Source organism: Streptomyces sp. NPDC008313, from assembly GCF_042956125.1.
Lineage (GTDB): Bacteria > Actinomycetota > Actinomycetes > Streptomycetales > Streptomycetaceae > Streptomyces.
In genome coordinates this window covers 67,167-92,071 of record NZ_JBIBFR010000003.1, presented here as the reverse complement: position 1 = coordinate 92,071, position 24,905 = coordinate 67,167, and the positions used below count along the sequence as shown (strand labels likewise).

Here is a 24,905-nt window from a genome sequence, read left to right as displayed (position 1 = left end):
GATGTCCGGACCGAAGGTCCACGAAGCCGAGCACGAGATCACCGTCGCCGCGCCAGCGAAGGCCGTCACCCAGCTACTCGTCGAGGTGGAGAACTGGCCGTGGTTGTTCCCGCCGAGCGTGCACGTACAGCGCGTCGAACAGGACGGCGAGCACGAGCGGATACGGATCTGGGCCACCGCCAACGGCGCGGCCAAGACCTGGACGTCCCGCAGGCGGATCGTCCCCGCCGAAGGCCGCATCGAGTTCCGGCAGGAGGTGTCGAGCCCGCCGGTCGCGGCGATGGGCGGCGCCTGGATCGTGGAGGCGGAGGGCGAGGAGAGCTGCCGGGTGCGGCTGCTGCACGACTACCGTGCCGTCGACGACGACCCGGCCGCCCTGGAGTGGATCGCCGCCGCCGTCGACCGCAACAGCCGGGCCGAACTGGACGCGCTGAAGAGGAACGCGGAGGCGGCGACCGGCGGTTCGAGCCCGGTGTTCTCCTTCGAGGACAGCCGCCGGATCGCCGGTCGCGCCCAGGACGTCTTCGACTTCGTCAACGAGGCGGACCGGTGGCCGCAGCGGCTGCCGCACGTCGCCCGGGTGTGCCTGGAGGACGAGGACGGACTGCAGCTGCTGGAGATGGACACGCACGCGCCCGACGGGTCGGTCCACACCACCACGTCGGTCCGCGTGTGCCTCGCCCCGCACCGCATCCACTACAAGCAGATCCAGGTGCCGGCCCTGATGTCGCTGCACACGGGGGAGTGGCGGTTCGAGGAGGACGGCGACGGCGTCCTGGCCACGTCCCGGCACACGGTCGCCGTCGACGAGTCCCGTGTCGCGGAGGTCCTGGGCGCGGACGCCACGCTGGAGGACGCCCGGGCCGTGGTCCGCAAGGCCCTCGGCACCAACAGCCTGAGCACCCTCGCCCACGCCAAGGCCCACGTAGAGGGCGGCGGTTCATGACCGCGCGCACCGGCCGTCCGGCGATGACGACGGAGACGGCGACAGGACCAGGGACAGGGACAAGGGGATGACGCGGCCCGACGCCACCGAGAAGAAGCGGGTGCTCGTGGTCGGGGCCGGCCCCGTGGGGCTGCTGCTCGCCGGCGACCTGCGGCGGTACGGAGCGGACGTCGTCCTCGTCGACCGGCTGGCGCGGCCGATGACCGAGTCCCGGGCCTCCCAGCTCAACGCCCGCACCATGGAACTGCTCGACCAGCGCGGCCTGCTGGAAGGTCTCGGCGCGCACCCCGAGAGCGCCGGCCACTTCGGGGGCCTGCCCTTCGACGCGGCCGGCACGGCGAGCCGCCACGCGGGGAACTGGAAGGTCCCCCAGTTCCGCACCGAGGCGGCACTGACCCGATGGGCGCTCGCGGCCGGCGTCGACCTGCGCCGGGAGCACGAACTGCGCGAACTGCGTATCGCCGACGACGCGGTGACCGCCGTGCTGCGGACCCCCGCGGGCCCGCGCACCCTGCGCGCCGCCTACCTGGTCGGCTGCGACGGCGCCGGGAGCACCGTTCGCGCCCTCGCGGGCATCGGCCTGGCGGGCAACGGCGCCGCACGGGAACTGCTGCGCGCCGACATCGAGGGCGTACGGATCCCCGACCACCGGTTCGAACGCCGGGAACGCGGCTTCGCCGCCTCCGCGCGGCGCCCCGACGGCGTCACCCGCGTGATGGTGCACGAGTCCGGCCGTCCCCCGGCCCGCCGGACCGGCCCACCGCCGTTCGCCGAGGTCGCCCGCGCCTGGCGGACGGTCACCGGCGAGGACATCAGCGGGGCCACGCCGCTCTGGCTCGACTCCTTCGACGACGCCTGCCTGCGGGCCACCCGGTACCGGAGCGGCCGGGTGCTGCTCGCGGGCGACGCGGCCCACGTCCACATGCCCGTCGGAGGACAGGCGCTCAACCTCGGGCTGCAGGACGCGGCCAACCTCGGCTGGAAGCTGGCCGCGAGCCTGCACGGCTGGGCGCCGCCGGGCCTGCTCGACAGTTACCACGAGGAGCGCCACGGCGTCGCCGGACGGGTCCTGGACAACGTACGGGCGCAGGGACTGCTGCTGTTCGGCGGCGCCGAGGCGGACCCGGTGCGGGCGGTGCTCACCGAACTGCTGGCCGCGACCGGCGCCGGGGACCTGTTCGCCCGCATGGTGAGCGGCCTCGACGTGCGCTACGACGTGCGCCACGACGGGGCACCCGACCCGGCCCCGCTGCTGGGCGCGCGCATGCCCGACCTCGACCTGACCGTCGACGGCCGGCCCACCACCGTGGCCAGGCTGCTGCACGACGGGCACGGCGTCCTGCTCGACCTGACCGAGGACGGCACCGCGGCCGAGCGCTTCCGCGCGGCGCGCCCCGCCGGACCCCACCGGGTGCGCGTCGTCACCGCGCGCCCCGTGCGGGAGCACCCCGACGGAGCGGTGTTCCTGCTGCGGCCCGACGGACACGTCGTGTGGACCGACCGGGCCCGCACACCGCCGGCGCGGGCGGCACGCCGGTGGTTCGGGGCCTGACCCGCGCACGACCGTCATCGGATTCCTCTCGTTCCACGGAGTCTCACGAGCCTCACCGAAGGGAAAGATCATGAGGCGGCGAGTTGTCATCACCGGTATGGGAGTGCTGGCACCGGGAGGTGTCGGCACCAAGAACTTCTGGTCGCTGATCAGCGAGGGACGGACGGCGACGCGCACCCTGACGCGCTTCGACCCCACCCCGTACCGCTCGCGGGTCGCGGCCGAGATCGACTTCCGCCCGCAGGAGCACGGCCTGCGCGCCCAGGAGATACGCCGGATGGACCGGGCCGCGCAGTTCGCCGTGGTCGCCGCCCGCGAGGCGGCGGCCGACAGCGGGCTCGAACTGTCCGAACTGGACCCGCACCGGACCGGCGTGACGATCGGCAGCGCCGTCGGAGCCACCACCAGCCTGGAGGACGAGTACCGGGTGGTGAGCGACGACGGCGCGGCCACCCTCGTCGACCACACGTACGCCACCCCGCATCTGTACGACTACCTCGTGCCCAGCTCGTTCGCCGCCGAGGTGGCGTGGGCGCTCGGAGCCGAGGGGCCGAGCACCGTGGCGTCCACGGGCTGCACCTCGGGCATCGACGCCGTGGGCCACGCCGTCGAGCTGATCCGCGAGGGCAGCGCCGACGTGATGATCACCGGGGCGACCGAGGCCCCGCTCGCGCCGATCACAGTCGCCTGCTTCGACGCCATCAAGGCCACGACCGTGCACAACGACGACCCCGAACACGCCTCCCGGCCCTACGACAGCACCCGCAACGGCTTCGTCCTCGGCGAGGGCGCGGCGGCCTTCGTACTGGAGGAGTACGAGAGCGCGAAGCGGCGCGGCGCCACCGTCTACGCCGAGATCGTCGGCTACGCCACGCGCAGCAACGCCTTCCACATGACCGGGCTGCGCCCGGACGGCGCCGAGATGGCCGAGGCCATCACCTCGGCGCTCGACGAGGCCCGCCTCAACCCCGGCGACCTCGACTACGTCAACGCCCACGGCTCCGGCACCAAGCAGAACGACCGCCACGAGACCGCCGCGTTCAAGCGGAGCCTCGGTGAGCACGCCTACCGCGTCCCGGTGAGCTCCATCAAGTCGATGGTGGGCCACTCGCTCGGGGCGATCGGCTCGATCGAGATCGCCGCCTCCGCGCTGGCGGTCAAGGAGAACGTCGTGCCGCCCACCGCCAACCTGCACCAGCAGGACCCCGAACTCGACCTGGACTACGTGCCGTTGACCGCGCGGAACTGGAAGACCGACCGGGTGCTCACCGTGGGCAGCGGGTTCGGCGGATTCCAGAGCGCGATGGTCCTGGCCCGGCCCGGAAGGAGCACCGTATGACGGCCGTCGCGGTCACCGGAATCGGCGCCATCGCGTCCAACGGACAGGGCACCGAGGAGTACTGGAAGTCCACCGTCGAAGGGATCGGCGGCATCGCCGGGATCAGCCGGTTCGACGCCTCCGGGTACCCGGCGAAGCTGGCCGGCGAGGTGACCTTCGACGCCGCCGCGCACCTGCCCAGCCGGCTGATCCCGGCGACCGACCACATGACGCGGCTCGCCCTCGCCGCCGCGGACTGGGCCCTCGACGACGCGGCGGTGCGCCCCTCCGACCTGGACGACTTCAGCACCGGTGTCATCACGGCCGGCTCCGCGGGCGGCTTCGAACTCGGCCAGCGCGAGCTGGAGAACCTGTGGAGCAAGGGCGCCAAGTACGTCAGCGTGTACCAGTCCTACGCCTGGTTCTACGCCGTCAACTCCGGTCAGATCTCCATCCGGCACGGGATGCGCGGACCCAGCGGTGTCGTCGTCGGCGACCACGCGGGCGGCCTCGACGCGATCGCCCAGTCCCGGCGGCAGATCCGCAAGGGCACCAGGCTGATCGTCTCCGGCGCCGTGGACGGCTCCCTGTGCCCCTGGGGCTGGGTCGCGCAGATGACGGACCCCAGGATGAGCACCGCCGCCGATCCCCGGGAGGCGTACCTGCCCTTCGACCCGAGGGCCGGAGGGTACGTGCCGGGCGAGGGCGGCGCGCTGCTCGTGATGGAGGACCTGGCGCACGCCCGCGAGCGCGGCGCGCGGATCTACGGCGAGATCGCCGGATACGGCGCGACCACCGACCCCGCGCCGGGCAGCTCCCGTGAGCCCGGTCTGCGCCGCGCGCTCACGATCGCGCTCGACGACGCGGACGTCTCCCCGGACGACGTCGACGTCGTCTTCGCGGACGCGGCCGCCGTGCCCGAACTCGACCGTGTGGAGGTCGACGCCCTCAACCGCGTGTTCGGCGCCGGCCGGGTGCCGGTCACGGCACCGAAGACGATGACCGGCCGTCCGGCGGCCGGGACGGCGGCGCTGGACGTCGCCGGGGCGCTCCTCGCGATCCGGGACGGCGTGATCCCGCCGACCGTGAACGTCTCACGGGCGCCCGGCTACGACATCGACCTGGTCACCGGGAGCGCCCGCCGGGCCCCCGTACGGACCGCGGTCGTACTGGCCAGGGGCCACGGCGGGTTCAACTCCGCGCTCGTGGTGCGCGGGACGCGGTGAGCGCACCGCGCGGGATCAGGAACCAGACGGTGTCCCAGAGGACCTCTTCGACAGGGTGGAACTGTGAGCAGTGAATTCAGCATCGACGACCTGAAGCGCATCCTCGCCGAGGGCGCGGGCGGCGAGAGCGAGCTGACGGGCGACATCGAGGACGTCGCCTTCGAGGATCTCGGCTACGACTCCCTCGCCCTCCTGGAGACGGGCAGCCGGATCGGCCGCGAGTACGGCGTGGAGTTCGAGGACACGGCCTTCGTCGACGTCGACACCCCCCGCGACCTGGTCGAGGTCGTCAACGCCCACCTGCCGGCCCACGCGGCACGCGGCTGACCCCCTCCCCGTAGCTCACCCAAGGAGTCCGGCATGGCGACGAGCACCATCCCCCGCAGCGACATCGACCCCTACAGCGACGCGTCGATCCTCTCCCCGTACGACGACTACCGGCGGCTGCGCGACCTCGGACCCGTGGTGTGGCTGGAGCCGCACCAGGTCTTCGCGGTCGCCCGGTACCAGGAGGTCTACGACGCGCTGCACGACCACACGACGTTCTCGTCGGGCTCCGGCGTGGGGCTGACCGAGACGCTCAACAAGGCCCAGAAGGGCAGCAGTTTCACCAGCGACCCGCCCTACCACGGGTACGTGCGCGGGCTGGTGGCCCGGCATCTGAAACCGAAGGCGCTGGAGCGGTTCCACGCCTACATCGAGGGCTGGGCGAACCGGCTGGTCGACGAGCTCATCGAGAAGGGCACGTTCGACGCGGTCACCGACTTCGCCCAGGCGTTCCCGCTGGCGGTCGTCCCCGATCTCCTCGGCTGGCCCGTCGAGGAGGGCAAGGAACGGCTGCTGGAGTGGGCGACCGCCGGCTTCAACGCCTTCGGCCCGCTCAACGAGCGCACCATGTCAGGCTTCCCGCTGCTCAAGGAGATGTCCGAGTTCCTTCAGCGGATGTCGGTCCCCGGGAACCTGCGGCCGGGCAGCTGGGGCGCCGAGCTGGTCAGCGACGCCAAGGAGGGCAGGATCGAGGAGTACCTGCTTCCGGGTCTGCTCGGCGACTTCCTCGCGCCGTCGATGGACACCTCCGTCAGCGCGCTGTCCAGCATGCTCTGGCTGTTCGGCGCGCACCCGGACCAGTGGCGGCTGCTTCGCGAGGACGAGGAGCGCATCCCGCACGCGTTCAACGAGATCCTGCGCATCGAGTCCCCCCTGCGCGGCTTCACCCGGCTCACCACGCGCGCACGCGAACTGGGCGGAGTCCCCCTCGCGGCCGACTCACGGGTCCTGCTGCTGTACGGCTCGGCCAACCGCGACGAGCGCCAGTGGAACGATCCCGAGCGCTTCGACATCGGCCGGCCCGGAGTGGCGCAGCACATCGGCTTCGGCCACGGCATCCACGGCTGCGTCGGCCAGGCGCTCTCCCGGCTCGAGGGGCACAGCCTGCTGAAGGCGCTTTCCACGCGGGTGCGTTCGATCGAGATCGGCGAGCCCGCCTGGCGGCTGCACAACACCATCCGGGGCATCGCCTCCCTGCCCGTGACGCTGCGGACCTGACGGTGGCCCGACGGAAGACGGAGGCGCGATGAGGATCGTCGTCGACCGACGGCGCTGCGAGGGGCACGGCCTGTGCGAAGGCGTGGCCCCGGCACTGCTGTCGGCCGACGAGGGCCGCGCGGAACTGCTCGTGGAGGGGGACGTGCCCGTGGACCAGCAGACCGCCGCGATGACCGCGGTGCGGGTGTGTCCCATCGCGGCGCTCAGGACGGCCTGAGCGCCCGGAACGAAGAATGGAGGGTGGCAGCGGCGATGAGTACGACAGCCTTCGTGTTCCCGGGCCAGGGCTCACAACGGGTGGGCATGGGACGCGCTCCGGCCGAACGGCGACCGGACCTGCTCGACTCCCACTACCGGGTCGCCGACGAGGTGCTGGGAATCCCCCTGACACGGCTGTGCCGGGAGGGCCCGGCCGAGGAACTGCGGGTCATGCCCGTCACCCAGCCCGCGGTGTTCCTGACCAGCGTCGTCACCCACGAGGTGCTCGCCGGGCACGGGGTGGTGCCGGACATCGTGGCCGGACACAGCCTCGGCGAGTTTGCGGCGATGGTCGCCGCCGGGGTGCTCACTTGGGTCGACGGCCTGCGTCTGGTCCGGCTGCGCGGCCTGCTGATGGACGCGGTCAACCGCGAGATCCCGGGCAGCATGGGAGCGGTCGTCGGCGTCGCGGCGGGCGAACTCGAGGACCTGTGCGCCCGGGCCGCCGCCGACACCGGCGAGATCGTCGAGATCGCCAATCACAACGACCACCGGCAGATCGTGGTCGCCGGGCAGACCGGCGGTGTGGCGCGCCTCCTCGAACTCGCCGAACAGGCCGGAGCCCGGCGGGTGCTGACGCTCGACGTAGCCGGATCGGCGCACTGCAGCCTGCTGTCCGGCATCGAACCGGAGTTCCGGCGGGCCATCGAGGCGCTCGATCTGCGCGATCCGGTGATCCCCGTGATCTCGTCGGTGACGGCGGCGCCCGTCCGTACGGCCGAGGAGGCCGCCGACTGCCTGTCGCGGCAGTTCACCCACCGGGTGCGGTGGACCGACACGGTGGAGGCGCTGACGGCGGCCGGCGTCGGCCGGTTCGTGGAGGTGGGGCCCGGCAGGACGCTGAGCAAGCTGTGCGGCCGGCTGGCCCCGGCCGCACAGGCGTACCGCACCAACGACGCGGAGCACCTCGACCGGGTGACCGGCGCCCTCGGCACGGCGCGGCCGTCCGGGGCGCGGACGTGACGCGCGGGCGCCCCACGGCCCTGCTCCTGCCCGGGCAGGGCTTCCAGCACGCGGGCATGGCGGTGGAGCTCTACCGGCGCGACGCGGACTTCGCGGCCGCGGCCGACGCGTTCCTCGCGGCGCTCGGCCCGGAGGCGGACGCGCTGCGGGACGACTGGCTGGCGGGTGCGGACGGCGAGACCGCGGACCGGGGCACCCGGGCGCAACCGCTGCTCTTCATGACCGGGTACGCGGTCGGCCGCGCCCTGATGAGCAGGGGCGTGCGCCCGGACGTGTTCATCGGCCACAGCGTCGGCGAACTGGCCGCCGCCACGCTGGCCGGAGTGCTCGACCTCGCGGCGGCGGGCCGGATCGTCGCGGGCCGCTGCGCCGCGCTCGACGAGGCTCCCCCCGGCGGCATGCTCGCAGTGGCGGGGGCGCCCGAGCGCGTCCTGGACCGCCTGCGGGGAGATCCGGCGGCCGAGCACGTGGTGCTCGGCGCGCACAACGGCCGCGCCCAGACCGTCCTCGCCGGACCGGAGCCGCATCTCGGCGACGCGGAACGGGCGTTGCGGGAGGCGGGCCTCGTGGCACGCCGCGTACGCGCGCTCGAACCCTGGCACTCGCCCGCCATGGACCGGGCCGCCCGCCGCTTCACCGAGGTGATCGCGGCCGAGACGCTGCGCCCTCCGGAGATACCGATCGTGTCGACCCGTACGGGCCGTACGGTCACCGCGTCGGAGGCGGTGCGCCCCGGCTTCTGGGGCGGGCAGATCGCGGCGCCCGTGCTGTTCTGGCCCGCTCTCGGCGCGGTGCTCGACGAGCGGGACCACCTCCTGGCCGACGGGAGCCCGGCCGGCGCCCTGGCGACGCTGGCGCGCGGGCACCCGGCGGTGCGGCGGGGCGACAGCGCGGTGGTGTCCCTGCTGGCGCCGCCGGGACGGGACGCCTGGAGCGCGTGGAGGAGCGGCATCGGACGGCTGACGGCCGCGGCCGTCTGACCGGGACGGGGCGGGGGCGGGGTCCCGGTGAGCACCGGAACCCCGCCCCCGCCCCGTCATGTCCGCTGTGCGCTGCCCGCCGTGCGCTGTCCGCGGCCGGCCGGTCAGCTCCGCAGTGAGTTGTGGAGGTCCTCGGCATGGTAGAAGACCCGGCCCGAGACCTTGCGGCGGCGCCACCGGTACTGGTTGGCGAGGCGGTAGATGCTTCCGCTGGGGATCTTCCAGAGCACCTCGATGTCGGCCACGCTGTACCAGGTGCGGCGGTGGTCGCGGAGCGTCCGCATGCGCGACGCGAGGGCCGCCCACTCGCTGGAGGCCCACCAGTGCGCTCGGTCCGCGCTGCACCGGATCTCGGACGGCTTCGGCTGCGCGCCGGGGACCACCTTGACCACGGCGCGCAGCTTGCCGTCGCAGCCTTCCCGTACACAGGGGCCGACCGGGATGACGCGGACGCTGCGGGAGTCGCTCGCGCGCCGGGCGAGCCGCGTCAGGGTGGAGAGTTCGTCGATGAGGTCGTGTGCCGCCGGGTGGGCGCGGAGCCACGGGATGTTCTCGTGGAGGAAGCGGGCCAGCCCCACGACGTGGCGCTGCGGGGCGCCGACCGACCGCTCCTCGGTGATGAGGCCGGCCCAGGAGGCGAGGACCGACATGATCGAGGAGCGGACCTCGGCGGCCGCCGTGTTGAACGGCATGCCCTGGTGACTGTTGGAGCTGGTCACCCTTTCCTCGCTCGAATTTGCTCCTCCAAGGCTTAGTTCACAGCTCAAATAAAGCGTGGGGAGCCTTTGCAGCATTTCTGAGAGGTGTTCTTCGCAATCGGTGCACAGGCCGCCCGACGTGTCGTCGGGACAATCGATCGCACGGTTGTGAGGGTGGTTTCGGGTGTGCGTGAAGCAGACCATGAAGCTCTTCCGTTTCCCCGTCTTCGAGGCCGGGCGACCGACCTCGTCCGTGCTTCAAATGATATGGGGAAGCAATTCCATGATGGAGTGTCTCCGTCATGAATGTAATCGTGGAGAGACGATGGTTGATCATGGGAAAATCATGGGGTTGCCCATGGGTAATTCCGGCAGGCCGCTCCCTTTTCGGGAAGGGGAAAGCCCCTGCGGGGGGCCGTGGTCGGCGGCCTTCCCCGCAGGGGCTTTGTAGTTCAGCCTTGAATTAAGGTCGCGGCCTGGCCCGGCATGCGGCCCGGCGTGTGTCCTGGCTGAAAAGCACCGTTTATGGCCTTGTCCTCGACCTTCCCTTCGTCGGTGCGGGAGCGGGCGGCATTCAGAGCCAGCCGGCGTCCGTGGCGATGCGTACGGCGTCCACTCGGGTGCGTGCGTGGAGCTTGCTCTCCACGGTGGTCAGGTAGTTGCGGACGGTGCCGGGGGACAGGTGGAGCCGGGTGGCGATGGCCGGAACAGCCTCGCCGGTGGCGATGAGGCGGAGCACTTCCAGCTCGCGCTCGGTGAGCGGGGGGAGCGGTGTCTGCCAGGCCGACATCGCGAGATCCGCGTCGATGACGCGTCGTCCCGCCGCGAGATCCCTTATCGCGCTGACGAGTTTCTCCGGCGGCGAATCCTTGTGCAGGAATCCCGAGACGCCGATGTTCAGCGCTTGACGCACCACACCCGGGCGTCCATGATTGGTGAGAATGAGCGTACGCGTTTCCGGTAGCTCGTCAAAAACGGTCTGTATCAATGACAGGCCGTCCGGGGTCAGCATGTCCATATCGATGACAGCCGCGTCCGGCCGGTGAAGTCTGATGGCGGGCAGAATGTCCTTGCTCCGGCCCAGGTCGGCGACGGTCTTTATGTCGCTCTCCTGCGCGAGCAAGGCGAGGAATGCCCCTCGTGTCATTTCCCTCTCTTCGGCGAGCAAGACGTTAATCACTTTTCCCCCAAGAGGTGATCGCGAGCACTCGGCGTCCTGTGTCCCGCCATCCGCGCCCGGTCAGGTCGCTCAAAAGTCTAGCTACTGGCCGCTAGTTTTCAAGTGCGATCTTTTCCGGTCCATTGCGCACATGCGGATCTGTGCGGGATCCACACATTCGGACGGGGTGCCCTATGCGATACGGGGGTAAGCCGGCGTGTGCGCGGGGGAGGCGCGGTGCCGGTTTTCGGCGGATGTCACAGCATCGCGCGGTCCTTCAGGGGTTCCCACCACCGGCGGTTCTCGCGGTACCAGGCAACGGTCTCGGCCAGTCCGGTGGCGAAGTCCTTGCGCGGCCGGTAGCCCAGCTCGGTGCGGATCTTGGTCCAGTCGACCGCGTAGCGGTGGTCGTGCCCGCGGCGGTCGGCGACGTACTCGACCATGTCCCGGCCCGCGCCGCACTCCGCGAGCAGCAGCTCGGTGAGTTCCCGGTTCGTCAGCTCGGTGCCGCCGCCGATGTTGTAGACCTCGCCGGGTCTGCCGGCCGTGCGCACCAGCTCGACGGCCCGCACGTGGTCGTCGATGTGCAGCCAGTCCCGGACGTTGAGCCCGTCGCCGTACAGGGGCACCTTCTTCCCGTCGAGCAGGTTGGTCACGAACAGGGGGACGGCCTTCTCCGGGAACTGGTGGTGGCCGTAGTTGTTGGAGCACCGGGTCACGCGCACGTCCAGGCCGTGGGTGCGGTGATGGCTCAGGGCGAGGAGATCGCTCGACGCCTTGGACGCGGCGTACGGTGAGCTGGGCCGCAGCGGATGGTCCTCCGGCCAGGAGCCCTCGTCGATGGACCCGTAGACCTCGTCCGTCGAGATGTGGACGAACGTGCGCGTCCCCGCACGCAGGGCGGCGTCGAGCAGGACCTGTGTCCCGGCCACGTTGGTCCGGACGAAGGGGGCCGAGCTCCTGATCGAGCGGTCCACGTGCGACTCGGCGGCGAAGTGTACGATCTCGTCGGCGCACTGGGCGAGGGTGCGCACGAGCGGTTCGTCGCAGATGTCGCCTTGGACGAAGGTGAATCCGGGGTGGGTGCGCACCGGGTCGAGATTGGCCGGGTTCCCGGCGTAGGTCAGCGCGTCGAGCACGGTGACGGAGACGTCGCCGGGGCCCTGGGGGGAGAGCAGCGTGCGCACGTAGTGCGAGCCGATGAACCCGGCTCCGCCCGTGACCAGGAGGTGAGTGGTCGTCATGACGAGATCTGCACCTCGCTGTGGTCGCCCAGGAGGAGACGGTGGGCGTGCGGGACGGCGGGCGCCGGCGTCACCGTGACGTTCCGTCCGATCAGGGACGCCTCGACCCGGCGCACCCCCTTGATCGACGAGTCCCGCAGCACGATCGAGAACTCGATCTCGCTGTTCTCGACGCGGCAGTCCTCCGACACCGACGTGTACGCGCCGATGTAGGAGTCGCTGATCACCGTGCCCCGGCCGATGACGGCGGGGCCGACGACCCGGGACCCGCGCACGCTCGCGCCCTCCTCGATCCAGACCCGGCCGATGATCTGGCTCTCCTCGTCGACCTCGCCCTCGATCCGGGGTTCGAGCGTCTCCAGCACGGACCGGTTGACCTCCAGCATGTCCACGACGTTGCCGGTGTCCTTCCAGTAGCCGGAGATGGTCGTGGAGCGCACGTCGCGCCGCTCGTCGATGAGCCACTGGATGGCGTGGGTGATCTCCAGCTCCCCGCGCCGGGAGGGCTCGATCGCCCGCACCGCCTCGTGGACGGCCGGACTGAACAGGTACACGCCGACGATCGCGAGGTCGCTCCGGGGGTGGGGGGACTTCTCCTCCACCCTCGCGACGTTGCCCGCGTCGTCCAGCTCGGCGACGCCGAAGACGGTGGGGTTGGGGACGTGGGTCAGCAGGATCTGGGCGTCGGGCCGGTCCGAGAGGAAATGGTCGACCAGTTCGGTGATGCCGCCGACGATGAAGTTGTCGCCCAAATACATGACGAAATCCTCGTCGCCGAGGAATTTCCTTGAGATCAGGACGGCGTGGGCGAGGCCGAGCGGCGCCTCCTGTGGAATGTAGGTGACGTCGAGTCCGAACTTGGATCCGTCGCCGACCGCCTCCTCGATCTCGGCCGCGGTTTCACCCACGATGATTCCGACGTCCGTGATGCCGGCCTGCGCGATGGCTTCGAGACCGTAGAAGAGAACAGGCTTGTTGGCTACCGGGACCAGCTGTTTCGCAGTGGTGTGCGTGAGCGGGCGCATGCGTGTGCCAGCGCCTCCCGAGAGGACGAGCGCCTTCATGTGACAAGCCCCCAAATGGCCGCGTGGACGAATTCGATGTGCACGTTCCTGGCGACGGGTACTGAGCTGAACCTATGCACCGAGAAGTCGGCTTGTCCAGTCGTCCGGTATTTCGACGAGCGGATCGGATTCACGGTGCCGCACATTCGTGATATCCGCACGCCGTGCTCCTGTATTTCTCACGGCGTGGGGTTCGTTTCTCTGCCCGGATGACCCGGCCGGACGGTCCGGGGGAAAGTAACCCTCCGGCCGGGTCGCTCATGGGGCCCCGTTCCGGGGTCGGTTGGTGGCCGGCTCGCGGTCAGTTCGTCGTCGGTTCGGGGTGTGCGGTCTTCGCCTCCTCGGCGGGAGCGCCCTTGCCGGGGGTGACGAACAGCGTGGTCACCAGGGCCAGGACCAGCAGCCCCGCGCACACGTACGAGGCCATCGCCAGACCGTGGGACATCGCCTCGCGGGCGGCGTCCGCGACCGCCGCGGTCCGCCGGTCGTCGGAGAGCGAGTGGATCACCGAGCCGGCGCTGTCCGTGACGACGGAGCTGAACCGGTCGGCCTCGGCCTCCTTCAGCCCGGACTCGGTGAGCCGGTCGCTCAGATCGGTGGCGAGCGTGCTGAAGAACAGCGTGGTCAGGACGGCGATGCCCAGCGCGGAGCCCAGTTCGCGCGCCGCGCTCTGAATGCCCGAGCCCTGACCGGCGCTCTGCGGGGGCACGTCCACCAGGACGATGTTGGTGACCTGCGCCGTGGCGAAGCCCACGCCGACGCCGTACACGAACAGGGCGATCGCGATCGTCCACCAGGAGGTGTCGGTCGCGGCGATCAGGCCCAGCATCACCAGACCGCCGGCCTCCAGGACGAGGCCGATCCGCACCTGGGAGAGGGGCGGGACCGTGGCCGCCATGCCGAAGCTCGCACCGCTGGCGACGAAGCTGCCCACGGCGAGCGCGACGAGCGCGAGGCCCGCGTCGAACGCGCTGTAGTCCAGGGTGAACTGCAGCCACAGCGGCAGCACGGCGATGATGCCGAACTCGCCGAGTCCGACCATCAGCGTCACGACGTTGCCGTTGCGGAAGGACGGGATGGAGAAGAGCCCGACGTCCATCAGCGGCTCGCCGTCCTTACGGCCCAGTGCGGCCTGGCGGCGCCAGAACGCCCACAGGACGACGACGGACACCACGAACGAGACGAGCACGGGGGAGGGGCCGCCGCTCCAGGAGAGTCCGCCGATGTCCAGCGATTCGGTGGTCATCAGCCAGCCGTAGGTGCGCCCCTCGATGAGGGCGAACGCGAGCAGGCCGAGCCCGACCGCCGACAGGGCACCGCCGACGCCGTCGACGCGGCCCCGTGCCCGCGGGGACTCGGACAGGTAGACGAGGGCCCCGGCCATGATCAGGACGACCAGGGGGATGTTGATGCCGAAGGCCCAGCGCCAGGAGATGTCGGCCAGCCAGCCGCCGAGCAGCGGGCCCACGGCCGCCGCTGCGCCGATGGTCGAGCCCCAGATGGCGAAGGCCTGGCCCCGGGCCTTGCCGGTGAACGTGGCGTTCACCAGGGCCAGCGACGTCGGAAGGATCATGGCGCCGCCGACGCCCTGCAGGGCGCGGGCCAGGATCAGGAGGCCGCCGTCGGGGGAGAGGGCGGCCACCAGGCTCGTGACGCCGAAGACGACGAGACCGTAGACGAAGATCCTGCGGGCGCCGTACAGGTCGGCGAGGCGTCCGGCGAGCAGGAGGAGCGCCGCGAAGGCGATCGCGTACGACTCCTGGATCCACTGGGCCTCGGCGGAATCGATCGAGAGGTCCTCGATGACCGGGGCCAGGATGACGTTGACGATCGTGATGTCGACGACGATCAGCGCCACACCCAAGGAAACTGCGACCAGGCCGAGCCATTGGCGCATGGATGGGGGTTCCGTGGTGCCGTTCAAGGTACCTCCACTCTGATGTATCTTTGCCATGAAGGTATTGAGTCCGGGCTACGGTGTCAACTCGCGGGGCCGCGGGGCCGCCGGCGCGGATCGAGGACGGAGCATGACGATGGACAGAGCAGACTTCGGCGGGCTGGAGGTGCGGCGCGACCGGCTCATGGACGGGCTGCGCGCCTTCGGTGCCAACTACGCGGAGTTCACCCAGCGGTTCGCGACCTGGCTGGGCCTGCACTCCACCGACGCCGCGGCTCTGGTCGAGATCCTCTACGCCGAGGACAAGGGGGCGCCGTTGTCACCCGCCCGGCTGAGCGAGCGCGTCTCCCTGTCGTCCGGCGCGACGACCGCGCTGCTGAACCGGCTGGAGGCGGCGGGCCACGTCGTGCGCACCCGCGAGCACACCGACCGCAGGATCGTGACGCTGCGCAGCAGCCCGCACGTGAAGCCGCGCGCCGAGGAGTTCTTCGGCCCCTACGCAGGACGCATGGTCGCCGAGATGTCGCAGTACACCCCCGAGCAGCTCCAGCAGTTCGAGGACTTCATCTTCCACCTGCGCGAGACCATGGACTCGCTGCTCGCGCACGAGTACAAGGAGACCCGCGCGGGCCGGAGCCCCGGGGCGCCCGAGGGAAGCTGACCCCGCCGCCGTCCGCGCCCCGTCCCGCCGGACCGTGGACCGGGACCGTGACCACCGCGCGCACGCAGGAGTTGGCACCTGTGCTACGGCGACTTCGAGCACCGGCACATGGTCGGTCCGGAGACCCTGGCCGGCCAGGTGGACATCGCCGACGCGCTCGGCGCCGCACCCGGGCGCGAGCCGGCCTGGATCTCCTTCACCGTGCCCCAGGACCGTGGCGACGAGGCGTACTTCGCCCCGCTGGCCGGACTGCGGGCAGGCCCCGGCACCGAGCTCTACCTGTCCCTCGTGTCCTACCACCCCGACAAGCAGGCCCGCGGCACGGCCGAGGCGCAGGCCGCGCTCATCGACCGGTTCCTCCCCGGGGACGGCAGGCCGTGGGGGATCTGCACCGAGTGCGTAATGGCGCGCGCCGAGCGCGCGGACGTGCCCCGCCTGATCGGCCTGCACCGCGAGATCCTCCAGAGGCTCGCGACGGCGGGATGAGTCACCGGCCGCACAACCTCCCGTCAGTGAAAGGCACTTGACACACCGAACTGCGGCGAAGAAGATACTGCTCATCGTGGAACGTGTGTGCCCATCGGCCCCGTTCCCCCTCCCCGCCGGCCGGTTCCGGCTTCCTCTTCCCCGTGCACGTGCACATCCCGTGTCACGGGTGCCGCCGACCGCGTACCGGCGCGCCCCACCCCGACCGCCGCCGTGGCACCAGCCACGGCGGCGTCGTCGTCGCGGGGCGGCCAGCCCCGAAGGAGCAGCATGAGAGTCCTCTTCATCGCCGCGGGAACGAGCCCGGCGGGTGTCTTCGCCCTGGCCCCTCTCGCGACGGCGGTGCGCAACGCCGGGCACGAGATCCTGGTCGCGGCCTTCGACGAGCTGACCCCGACCGTCGCTTCCGTCGGACTGCCCGCGGTGGCGGTCGCCGACGGCCACACCACGGAGAGCATCAAGGAGCTCGACCGGCCGGGCGGGCCCATCGAGTTCCCCTGGTCCCCGGAACAGGAACTGCCGTACGTGGGACGGTGGTTCGGCCGTCAGGCCGCGGTCGCCCTGGACGGGCTCCTGGAACTCGCCGGCGTATGGCGCCCCGACCTCGTCGTCGGCGGGACGGACGCCCACGCCGCCGCCCTGCTCGGCTCCCGGCTGGGGATCCCGTACGTCCGGCAGGCGTGGGACTGGCTGCACTTCGACGGCGTGGAACGCTACGCGAACGAGGAACTGGCGCCCGAGCTGGCGCAGGCCGGACTCGAACGGCTGCCCGGCCCCGACCTGTTCATCGACATCTGCCCGCCGAGCCTCATCCCGGCCGGCGCCGTGCGCGGCCGGCCGATGCGATGGGTGCCGGGCAACCGCCAGCGCAGGCTGGAACCGTGGATGTACAGCAGGGGCGAGCGCGCCCGGGTGTGCGTCACGCTCGGCAGCTTCCGCACCGCCATGCCGGAGATGTTCGCCTACCTCTGCGCACTGGTGGAGCGGCTGACCGCACTCGACGCCGAGATCGTCGTCGCGGCCAACGAGGCGACCGCCCGCGAGATCCGGGACCGCTTCCCCGGCGTACGCGCCGACTGGGTGCCGATGGAGTTCCTGGTGCGCACCTGTGACGCGATCGTGCACGCGGGCGGCCTGACCACGCTCAACGCCATGGCGGCAGGAACCCCGCAGGTCATCGTGAACCAGTTCCAGGCGTTCGAACCCTCACTGCGACTGCTCGAACAGCAGGGTGCGGGCGTGATCCTGCACCGGGATGACAAGTCACCGGACAACACCTTCGACGCCTGCGACCGTGTCCTGTCCGACGACAGCCACGCGCGCCGGGCGCGTGAGCTGGCCCGCGAGCTGGGCGAACTGCCCCCGCCGGGAGAGGTCGTCGCCGACCTCGAAGCGCTCGCCCGCCGCTGAGCCCCCCGCCGCCGGCCCGGGCCCCGCTCGCGGAGCCCGCCCGCACCCTCACCGCCCTCACCCAACCCAGCGACCGAAAGGGTCCGTCCGCCATGCAGACCTCACCCCCCAAGCCGCCGCCCTCCGCACGGGTGCTGCAGCTCGCCACGTCGAGCTGGATGGCCGCCGCCGTGAGCGCAGCCGCCGAACTCGGCGTCGCCGACGCGCTGGCGGACGGAGCCCGCCCCGCCGACGAGATCGCCCGGAGCGTCGGCGCGCACCCGCCCACCTGCTACCGGCTGCTGCGGGCCTGCGCCGCCCTGGGGCTCTTCGAGGAGCGCGAAGGACGCGTGTTCGCCCTCACCGAGGTCGGGGACGCGCTCCGCGACGACTCGCCGCACTCCATGCGCAACTTCGCCCGGTGGGTCGGTCTCGCCGCCGACCGCACCACCTGGACCGGCCTGGCCGACAGCGTCCGCACCGGCGGCCCCGCGTTCGAGCGGGTGCACGGCCAGGACGTGTGGGAGTACATGCGGGACCGCGCCGACGTCTCGGCGGTCTTCGACGACGCGATGACCGAGGCGTCGTGCCGGCTGATCGCCCCGGTGGTCGACGCCTACGACTTCGGCGGCATCGGCACGCTCGTGGACGTCGCGGGCGGGCACGGCGCCCTGCTCGCCGCGGTCCTCGCCGCCCACCCGGACACCCGCGGCCTGCTGTACGACCGGCCCGACGTGGTGGCCGGGGCGAAGCGGACGTTCCAGGACCGCGGGTTGGACGACCGGGTGGAGATCGCCGCGGGCGACTTCTTCGACTCCGTACCGGCCGGCAAGGACGCCTACCTGCTGTCGAACGTCATCCACGACTGGGACGACGAGCCGTCCCTGAGGATCCTCACCAACTGCCGCCGGGCGCTCGCCGAGGACGGCCGGGTGCTCCTCGTCGAGGCCGTCATGCCGGAGCGGGACGGGCTCTCGCCGACCGTGACCCTGATGGACCTCAACATGCTCGTGCTCTGCGGAGGCAAGCAGCGCACCGAGAGCGAGTTCGCCGAACTCCTCGGCCGGGCCGGGCTGCGCCTCACCCGCGTCGTCCCGGCGGGACTGCACAGCGTCGTCGAAGCCGTCCGGGCCTGATCGCGTACCGAGCCACCGAGCCACACGGAGGGACCGCAAGCCATGCCATTCATCACGCCCGACAACGGATCGCTCACCGTGTTCAACCTCTTCGACACCGTCGACCGGGACGGCCAGAAGATCCTGCTGGACACGATGGAGGGGATCATCAAGGGGGCGAACTACCCGGGGTGGCGCTCCTCCACCCTGCACGGCGGTCTGGACAAGCCCTGCGCCGCCAACTACATCCAGTGGCGCAGCGTGGACGACCTGCAGGAGCGCTACGAGGGGGAGAGCTTCCGGCACAACACGGTGCCCCACTTCAAGGAACTGACCACCACGGTGCATCTGCTCAAGACCGAGGTGATCGCCGCCCATCTCCACCCCGGTCTTGAACGGATAGAGATCTCGCCGGAGCGGGACGACTTCACCGTCATCGTCATCATGGGCGTCGAGCCCGGCAACCAGGCCGCCCTCGTGGACCTGTTCGCGAAGTACGACCCGTCCATGCCGGACGTGCCGGGCTACCGTTCCCACTCCATCCTGCGCGGTCTCGACGGGGACTTCGTCGTCAACTACGCCCAGTGGGACAGCCGTGAGGCGTACGAGACGTTCCACAACCTCCCGGAGGACCAGCGTCCGGCGCACACCCGGGCCATGCGCGCGCAGGCCCGCCCGCTGCTGACGTCACGGTCGTCGAACACCTACGAGGTCGTGTTCGCGCGGTCCGCGAGCGACCGGCCGTCCGCCGGGCAGACGGCCGGTGACCGATGAGCGTCGGCACGGCGGACGGTGACACGACCGCCACAGCCCCTGGCCGCCCGCGTCCCGGACCCGGACCGGTCCGCGTCGGACCGGAGGACCCCCGCTACGGCGAACTGGTGCGCGGCGACAACCACCGCTTCACCGGCGCGCCCGACCACGTCGAACTGGTCCGCTCCACCGGGCAGGTCGCGGACGCCCTCGGCCGTGCGCTGGCCGCCGGGAAACGGGTCGCCGTGCGCAGCGGTGGCCACTGCCCGGAGGCGTTCGTGGCAGACCCGGCGGTCGAGGTCGTCATCGACCTCTCCCTGATGTCGCGGGTCTCCTACGACCCGGCGCTCAACGCCGTGGCGATCGAGGCCGGCGCGACCGTCGGCCACGTGTACAAGGAGCTGTACCGGAACTGGAACGTGACCCTTCCGGCCGGGGTGTGCACCGCGGTCGGGGTCGGCGGCCACATCTCGGGCGGCGGGTACGGACCCCTGTCCAGGCTGCACGGACTCGTCGCCGACCACCTCTACGCGGTCGAGGTCGTCCACGTCGACCGGGCCGGGCGGGTGCGCACCGTGACCGCGACCCGTGAGCCGGACGACCCCCACCGGCAGCTGTGGTGGGCCCACACCGGCGCCGGCGGCGGCAACTTCGGCATCGTCACCCGCTACTGGATGCGTTCCCCGGGGGCAGACGGCGCCGACCCCGCGGGACTGCTGCCCCGCCCGCCCGCCTCGCTGCTGACCGCCATGGTGAACTGGTCGTGGGAGCAGTGCGAACTGCCCGCGTTCACCGGCCTCGTACGCAACTTCATGGCCTGGCACGTCGCCAATAGCGAACCCGGATCGCCGTCAGCCGGGCTGTTCGCGTCGCTGTGGGTCAGGCACCGCTCGGGCGGCGGGCTCACCATGTTCGTACAGACCGACGCCACGGAACCGGACGCCCCGGCCCGGCTGGACGCGTTCCTCGCGGCCGTCGGCGAGGGCGTCGGCGCGCGTCCGTTCGTGCTCCGCAGGGAACTGCCGTGGCTGACCGCCTGCCGGTACATGGGGCAGGGCGACTCCGGCCCCGTGATGGGGGCGCGCCTCAAGACCAAGGCCGCCTATCTGCGGGGCGTGTACACCGACGAGCAGATCGCCACGCTGTACCGGTGGTTCCAGCGCGAGGACTACTTCGGCCGCGAGTCCCTGATGATGCTCAACGGCTACGGCGGCGCCATCAACGCGGTCGCACCGGCGGACACCGCGTCGGTCCAGCGCGACTCGGTGATCAAGGCGGCGTACTCGGCGGCCTGGTACGACGAGAACGAGGACGACGCGCACCTGGCCTGGCTGCGCGGCCTCTACTCAGAGCTGTACGCCGGCACCGGCGGGGTGCCCGTCCCCGGCGAGCTGACGGACGGGTCGTACATCAACTACCCGGACGTCGATCTCGCCGACCCGGAGCACAACAGGTCGGGGGTGCCCTGGCACCAGCTCTACTACAAGGACAACTACGCGGCTCTCCAGGCCGTCAAGGCGGCATGGGACCCCCGTGACGTCTTCCACCACGCCCTGTCCGTGCGGCTGCCTGAGGACGACATGACGAAGGACGACCCGACGTACCCCACCGCCCACATTCCCGAGCACTACGACTTCCGGGCCATCTACGAGGGCGAGAAGGGCGGGAAGGAGGCGAGGCCCGTCCAGCCGTGGGACATCGGCCGGCCGCAGCCCGCCCTGGTGGCCGCCCACGACGCGGGGACGATCACCGGGGACGTCCTGGACGTCGGCTGCGGCCTCGGCGACAACGCCGCCTTCCTCGCCGGACGCGGCCACCGTGTCACCGCGGTCGACGTGGCCGAGGCCGCCGTGGAGGAGGCGCGGCGACGGGCGAAGGCCCGTGGCGCCGAGGTCGAGTTCGCCGTCGCGGACGCCACCCGGCTGACGGGCTACGGGAACCGCTTCGACACGATCGTGGACAGCGCCTGCTTCCACTCGCTGGCCGAGGACGAACGCGAACGCTACCTCCGCGCGCTGCGGGAGGCGGCGCGGCCGGGGGCCAGGCTGCACATGTTCTGCTTCGCCCAGGAGTTCGAGGCGCCGTTCCCCGGGCCGCACCGGCACACCGCCGCCTACCTCCGCGAGGTCGTCGGCGGTGTCTGGAACGTGCTCTCCGTGGAGCCCGCCACCTTCGCCAGCTCCCTCGGCGTCGCGGACATCGCGGCCCTGATCAGGTCGGAGTACCCGGACGGCGGCGCCGCGGCCCGGCTCGAGGGTCTCCCGCTCGACGAGCACGGCAAGGCCACGATGCCCGTCTGGCACGTCACGGCCGAACGCCGCGACTGAGACACCCGCGGGCGGGCACCACCGCCCCCCATGGTGCCCGCCGCGGGTCCGCGCGCCCTCACGCCAACCGACCCTCATCGACATATCGGAGGTTGCCGGAATGCCGCCAGCCACAGGGAGGTGGCTCGTCCTGGGCGCCGAGGGCCTGCTCGGCTCCGCCCTGGCCACCGTCGCCTCGGCGGACCCCCGGATCCGCGCCGTTCACCGTGCCGGACGGGCCCAGGCCGACATCACCCGGACCGCCGAGACCGAACGGCTGCTGCGCGCCGTACGGCCGGACGTCGTCGTCAACGCCGCCGTGTTCACCGGCGTCGGCCCCTGCGAGGCCGACCCGGCCCGCGCCTACGAGGTCAACGCCGTCGGCGCGCGCCGGGTGGCCCGGGCCTGCGCCGACGCCGGCGCCCGCTGCGTCTACATCAGCACCGACTACGTCTTCGACGGCACCGGACCCGGCCCCTACGACGAGACCGCCCCGCCCCGCCCCCTGCTGACCTACGGGCTGTCCAAGCTCGCCGGGGAGCACGAGACCCTGAACGCGAGCCCCGGGCACCTGGTCGTGCGCACCGCCGCCCTGTTCGGGCCACCCCCGCCCGGAGAGAGACGCCGGGCGGGATTCGTCGAACAGATCCTGGGCCGCGCCGCCGCCGGCCGGCGCGCCGACGTGATCGACACCCTCGTCATGTCACCCACGTACACGGCCGACCTGGCCCGCATGGTGGTCGAACTGCTCGCCGCCGACGCGGACGGCGGGCCCTACCACGTGACCAACGAGGGGAGCGCCACCTGGTACGGACTGGCGCACGCCGTCGTCTCCGGTCTGGGGCTCGGCGCCCTGCCCCGGCCGGCCACGCCCGGCGCCGGGACGGCCGGTCCGGCGCGGCCCGCCGCCACCCCGCTCACCTCCGTACGGCTGCCCCCGCGCGTGCGGCGGCTCAACCGCCCCTGGCGCGACGCCCTCGCCGAGTTCCTGCGCGAGCACGGACCGGACGCCCTGGCCGCGGCCCGGTCCGCGCCGCCCCTTCCCGACGCCCCGTGACGATCCGAGGAGACCTCATGTCCGACCTGCCGACCTGCCGCGTCTGCGGCGGTGCCCTGCGCGAGTTCCTCGACCTCGGCGACCAGCCCATGGGCAACGCCTTCGTGGACCCCGGGCGACCGGACGAGGAGGCCAGTGCCTTCCGCTTCCGTCTCACCGTCGCCATGTGCGAGACGTGCACCATGGTGCAGCTGACCGACTACGTCCGGCACGACCGGATGTTCCACGCCGCATACCCCTACCGCTCCTCGCAGTCGTCCGTCATGAGCGCCCACTTCGAGAACCTGGCGCGGCGCTTCCTGGCGGACGAGCTGACCGGCCCCGACCCGTTCATCGTCGAACTCGGCAGCAACGACGGCATCATGCTGCGCACCATCGCCAAGGCGGGAGTGCGCCACCTCGGCGTCGAACCGTGCGGGGACGTCGCCGAGGTCGGCCGCGCGAACGGGATACGGGTGGTCGACGAGTTCTTCGACGAGAACCTCGCCGCCGGCATCCTCGCCACCGACGGACGGGCCGATGTCGTCTTCGCCGCCAACACGTTCTCGCACATCGACTTCCTCGACTCCATCCTGCGCGGCGTCGAGAACCTGCTCGCTCCCGGCGGCGTCTTCGTCTTCGAGGACCCGTACTTCGGCGACATCGTCAAGCGCGCCTCGTTCGACCAGATCTACGACGAGCACATCTTCTTCTTCACGGCCCGCTCCGTTCAGGACATGGCCGCACGCCACGGCCTCGAACTCGTCGACGTCGAACTCCTGCCGGTGCACGGCGGGGAGCTGCGGTGCACGCTCGCCCGCACCGGCGCACGCCCCGTCAGCCCCTCGGTGCCGAAGCTGCTGGAACAGGAGAAGGAGCAGGGCCTCACCGAGCGGGCGACGCTGACCCGCTTCGCCGACGGCGTACGGGAACTCGGCGAGACCCTGGTGGCCCGGCTGCGCGACCTGCGGGACCAGGGCAAGCGCGTGGCCGGCTACGGCGCCACCGCCAAGAGCACCACCCTGCTCAACTACTGCGGGATCGGCCCCGACCTGGTCTCCTTCATCTGCGACTCCACCCCCGAGAAGCAGGGACGGCTCACCCCGGGCACCCACATCCCGGTCAGGAGCCCGGACGCCTTCGCCGACCCGTACCCCGACTACGCGCTGCTGCTGGCCTGGAACCACGAGGACGAGATCCTCGCCAAGGAGTCCGCGTTCCGCGAGGCGGGCGGCCGATGGATCCACTACGTGCCCGACGTGCGCGTCGACTGAGGCACTCCGCCGCAGCGACCGAGCACCCCCCCCGTCCGACCGCAGGAGGGACGTATGCCTGAGACGCGCTTCGTCGTCACGGGCTCCATCGCCACCGACCATCTGATGACCTTCCCCGGCCGCATCCGCGAACAGCTGATCGCGGACAAGCTGGACCACATCTCCCTGTCGCTGCTCGTCGACGCCCTGGACGTCCGGGACGGCGGTGCGGCCGCCGACATCGCGTACGGCCTGGCCCTCCTCGGCCACCGCCCGCTGCTCGTCGGGGCGGTCGGAGCCGACTTCCACGATCACGGCGCCCGCCTGGCCGCCCTCGGAGTGGACACCTCGGCCGTCCACGTCTCCACCACCCGGCACACGGCCCGCCGCCTGTGCACCACCGACACCGACGGCGGCCGGCTCGCCACCTTCTACCCCGGCGCGACGGCCGAGGCCGCCGCGATCGACCTCGGCGAGGTGCTGCGTCGCCGCGGTGGCGCCGACCTCGTACTGATCGGAGCCGACGACCCCACGGCGATGGCCCGCCACACCCGGGCCTGCCGCGCCCTCGGCGTCCCCTTCGCCGCCGATCCGGGCGGGCAGCTGGCCCGGCTCACCGGCCCCGCCATCAGGGAACTGGTCGAGGGAGCGGACCACCTGTTCACCAACGAGGACGCACACGAGCTGCTGCTGACCAGGACCGGCTGGACGCGGGACGACGTCCTGCGCCGGACCGGCGTCTGGATCACCACGCTCGGCGACAGGGGCAGCCGCGTCGAGCGGGCGGGCGAACCTCCGGTGGAGGTTCCGGCCGTCCCCGCCGGCACGGTCACCGACCCGGCCGGAGCCGGCGGCGCCTTCCGCGCGGGCTACCTCGCCTCCCTCGCGGCGGGCGCCGGCGCAGAGCGGTGCGCCCGGGCCGGGTCCGCTCTGGCCGCCCGGGCACTGTCGGCCGTCGGCAGCCGGACCTACACCCCCGACCCCGGCCGTCCGCGCGCACCGCGGCAGCCGTCGCCGTCCTGACCTCGCACTCCCCGCCCCCTCCTGCCGCGTGAT

At 71.8% G+C, this 24,905-nt stretch carries 23 protein-coding genes and 1 pseudogene; 19 read left to right on the top strand and 5 right to left on the bottom strand.

Annotated elements, in window-relative coordinates; translation table 11 throughout:
• The first annotated feature begins 1 nt into the window (after position 1).
• The 10 genes and pseudogenes from ACFY93_RS05200 (at position 2) to ACFY93_RS05155 (ending at position 8,788) form a co-directional block, all read left to right on the top strand.
• A complete protein-coding gene (locus tag ACFY93_RS05200) occupies positions 2-946 on the top strand; it encodes an SRPBCC family protein (RefSeq protein ID WP_391353715.1) in 945 nt (314 codons plus the stop codon).
• Between the two features lie 55 nt (positions 947-1,001).
• Positions 1,002-2,012: pseudogene (locus ACFY93_RS05195) on the top strand (FAD-dependent monooxygenase); the annotation flags it as partial.
• Between the two features lie 120 nt (positions 2,013-2,132).
• Positions 2,133-2,498, top strand: coding sequence for a hypothetical protein (locus ACFY93_RS05190; RefSeq protein WP_391354134.1), 366 nt, complete (start codon positions 2,133-2,135; stop codon positions 2,496-2,498).
• A 70-nt stretch (positions 2,499-2,568) separates the two neighbouring features.
• On the top strand, positions 2,569-3,837 hold the full coding sequence (locus ACFY93_RS05185) for a beta-ketoacyl-ACP synthase II (RefSeq protein ID WP_391353714.1): 1,269 nt from the start codon (positions 2,569-2,571) through the stop codon (positions 3,835-3,837).
• On the top strand, positions 3,834-5,042 hold the full coding sequence (locus ACFY93_RS05180) for a beta-ketoacyl synthase N-terminal-like domain-containing protein (protein ID WP_391353713.1): 1,209 nt from the start codon (positions 3,834-3,836) through the stop codon (positions 5,040-5,042). The genes ACFY93_RS05185 and ACFY93_RS05180 overlap by 4 nt, the downstream gene beginning before the upstream one ends.
• Before the next feature lie 63 nt (positions 5,043-5,105).
• Positions 5,106-5,369 carry a phosphopantetheine-binding protein gene (locus tag ACFY93_RS05175; RefSeq protein WP_391353712.1) on the top strand — a complete coding sequence of 88 codons (264 nt, stop codon included), beginning with the start codon at positions 5,106-5,108 and terminating at the stop codon, positions 5,367-5,369.
• 33 nt (positions 5,370-5,402) lie between these two features.
• The gene (locus ACFY93_RS05170) at positions 5,403-6,587 is read left to right on the top strand and encodes a cytochrome P450 (RefSeq protein ID WP_391353711.1); all 1,185 of its coding nucleotides are present in this window, start codon (positions 5,403-5,405) and stop codon (positions 6,585-6,587) included.
• Between the two features lie 28 nt (positions 6,588-6,615).
• Positions 6,616-6,804, top strand: a complete 189-nt coding sequence (locus ACFY93_RS05165) for a ferredoxin (protein ID WP_391353709.1) — start codon at positions 6,616-6,618, stop codon at positions 6,802-6,804.
• 35 nt (positions 6,805-6,839) lie between these two features.
• The gene (gene fabD, locus ACFY93_RS05160; RefSeq protein ID WP_391353708.1) at positions 6,840-7,808 is read left to right on the top strand and encodes an ACP S-malonyltransferase; all 969 of its coding nucleotides are present in this window, start codon (positions 6,840-6,842) and stop codon (positions 7,806-7,808) included.
• A complete protein-coding gene (locus tag ACFY93_RS05155) occupies positions 7,805-8,788 on the top strand; it encodes an acyltransferase domain-containing protein (RefSeq protein ID WP_391353706.1) in 984 nt (327 codons plus the stop codon). Before fabD ends, ACFY93_RS05155 begins: the two co-directional genes overlap by 4 nt.
• Before the next feature lie 104 nt (positions 8,789-8,892).
• Here ACFY93_RS05155 and ACFY93_RS05150 read toward each other — a convergent pair whose 3' ends face one another.
• The 5 genes from ACFY93_RS05150 to ACFY93_RS05130 form a co-directional block, all read right to left on the bottom strand.
• Positions 8,893-9,507, bottom strand: coding sequence for a hypothetical protein (locus ACFY93_RS05150; protein WP_391353705.1), 615 nt, complete (start codon positions 9,505-9,507; stop codon positions 8,893-8,895).
• A gap of 553 nt (positions 9,508-10,060) precedes the next feature.
• On the bottom strand, positions 10,061-10,654 hold the full coding sequence (locus ACFY93_RS05145; protein WP_391353704.1) for a LuxR C-terminal-related transcriptional regulator: 594 nt from the start codon (positions 10,652-10,654) through the stop codon (positions 10,061-10,063).
• Between the two features lie 248 nt (positions 10,655-10,902).
• Positions 10,903-11,889, bottom strand: a complete 987-nt coding sequence (gene rfbB / locus ACFY93_RS05140) for a dTDP-glucose 4,6-dehydratase (protein WP_391353702.1) — start codon at positions 11,887-11,889, stop codon at positions 10,903-10,905.
• Entirely contained in the window at positions 11,886-12,953 is a 1,068-nt protein-coding gene (locus tag ACFY93_RS05135; protein ID WP_391353700.1) for a glucose-1-phosphate thymidylyltransferase, read from the bottom strand. Before ACFY93_RS05135 ends, rfbB begins: the two co-directional genes overlap by 4 nt.
• Positions 12,954-13,254: 301 nt before the next feature.
• Positions 13,255-14,850, bottom strand: coding sequence for a DHA2 family efflux MFS transporter permease subunit (locus ACFY93_RS05130; RefSeq protein WP_391354133.1), 1,596 nt, complete (start codon positions 14,848-14,850; stop codon positions 13,255-13,257).
• A gap of 130 nt (positions 14,851-14,980) precedes the next feature.
• On the opposite strand from ACFY93_RS05130, the gene ACFY93_RS05125 reads away from it, so the two are divergent.
• The 9 genes from ACFY93_RS05125 (at position 14,981) to ACFY93_RS05085 (ending at position 24,872) form a co-directional block, all read left to right on the top strand.
• The gene (locus ACFY93_RS05125; RefSeq protein WP_391353699.1) at positions 14,981-15,511 is read left to right on the top strand and encodes a MarR family transcriptional regulator; all 531 of its coding nucleotides are present in this window, start codon (positions 14,981-14,983) and stop codon (positions 15,509-15,511) included.
• A gap of 108 nt (positions 15,512-15,619) precedes the next feature.
• Positions 15,620-15,997 (top strand): hypothetical protein, encoded by a 378-nt coding sequence (locus ACFY93_RS05120; RefSeq protein ID WP_391353697.1) that lies wholly within the window; start codon positions 15,620-15,622, stop codon positions 15,995-15,997.
• 270 nt (positions 15,998-16,267) lie between these two features.
• Complete coding sequence (locus tag ACFY93_RS05115) at positions 16,268-17,407, top strand: nucleotide disphospho-sugar-binding domain-containing protein (protein ID WP_391353696.1); 1,140 nt, start codon at positions 16,268-16,270, stop codon at positions 17,405-17,407.
• Between the two features lie 92 nt (positions 17,408-17,499).
• Positions 17,500-18,522, top strand: coding sequence for a methyltransferase (locus tag ACFY93_RS05110; RefSeq protein WP_391353695.1), 1,023 nt, complete (start codon positions 17,500-17,502; stop codon positions 18,520-18,522).
• A gap of 42 nt (positions 18,523-18,564) precedes the next feature.
• Entirely contained in the window at positions 18,565-19,275 is a 711-nt protein-coding gene (locus tag ACFY93_RS05105; RefSeq protein WP_391353694.1) for an antibiotic biosynthesis monooxygenase, read from the top strand.
• Positions 19,272-21,581, top strand: coding sequence for a methyltransferase domain-containing protein (locus ACFY93_RS05100; RefSeq protein ID WP_391353693.1), 2,310 nt, complete (start codon positions 19,272-19,274; stop codon positions 21,579-21,581). Before ACFY93_RS05105 ends, ACFY93_RS05100 begins: the two co-directional genes overlap by 4 nt.
• Positions 21,582-21,681: 100 nt before the next feature.
• A complete protein-coding gene (gene rfbD / locus ACFY93_RS05095) occupies positions 21,682-22,617 on the top strand; it encodes a dTDP-4-dehydrorhamnose reductase (RefSeq protein ID WP_391353692.1) in 936 nt (311 codons plus the stop codon).
• A gap of 17 nt (positions 22,618-22,634) precedes the next feature.
• Positions 22,635-23,870, top strand: a complete 1,236-nt coding sequence (locus ACFY93_RS05090; protein ID WP_391353690.1) for a methyltransferase domain-containing protein — start codon at positions 22,635-22,637, stop codon at positions 23,868-23,870.
• A gap of 54 nt (positions 23,871-23,924) precedes the next feature.
• Positions 23,925-24,872, top strand: a complete 948-nt coding sequence (locus tag ACFY93_RS05085; protein WP_391353688.1) for a PfkB family carbohydrate kinase — start codon at positions 23,925-23,927, stop codon at positions 24,870-24,872.
• Positions 24,873-24,905 lie beyond the last annotated feature (33 nt).